The following is a 582-nucleotide window of genomic DNA, read 5'->3' as shown; positions in this document are numbered from 1 at the left end:
GCTTATGATGCTGTACAGGAATTGCGAATTAGATACCGATGGGAGGTGCTGGATGAAGAAAGCAAGAAAATTTCTCAAGCTCGTAAACAGGGAATAACCTATGATCCAGAACTATTACCAAATGGAGACACCCTCAAACAACTTTTAGCTAGGTCAAGACATCTTCTATTCAAACATCCTACAAGATGGACAGAGAACCAGAAACACCGTGCAGAACTCTTATTTCTGCGCTTTCCGTCAATTAGAAAAGCTTATAATCTAGGGATAGCACTTGGAGATATTTACAATAAAAGTAAAAGTAAGGAAGGAGCATTTACTAAACTTGGATTGTGGCATAATCAAGTAGAAAACTCTGGAATATCTTCCTTTGAAAGTGTGGCAAGATCTATAGCAGCCCATCATCCTAATATCCTACATTACTTTGATAATAAGAGCACTAATGCATCTGCAGAGTCCCTAAATGCTAAACTTAAGGCTTTTAGAAGTGTGTTCCGTGGTGTTAGAGATACCAAATTCTTCCTATATCGAGTAATGAAACTATATGCTTAAGAATTTATTCCCCCCAAGAATTCCACTTGATCC

1 protein-coding gene is annotated in these 582 nt (G+C 37.8%); it reads left to right on the top strand.

The window, feature by feature from the left end:
- The coding region (locus tag ACFRAE_RS17740; protein ID WP_422798505.1) for an ISAon1 family transposase at window positions 1-549 on the top strand (549 nt) is incomplete at its 5' end.
- Window positions 550-582: the final 33 nt, after the last annotated feature.

The organism is Sphingobacterium sp. HJSM2_6, from assembly GCF_049316305.1.
GTDB lineage: Bacteria > Bacteroidota > Bacteroidia > Sphingobacteriales > Sphingobacteriaceae > Sphingobacterium.
The sequence above is the reverse complement of the archived record's forward strand: the minus strand, read 5'-3'. Positions and strand labels throughout refer to the sequence as shown.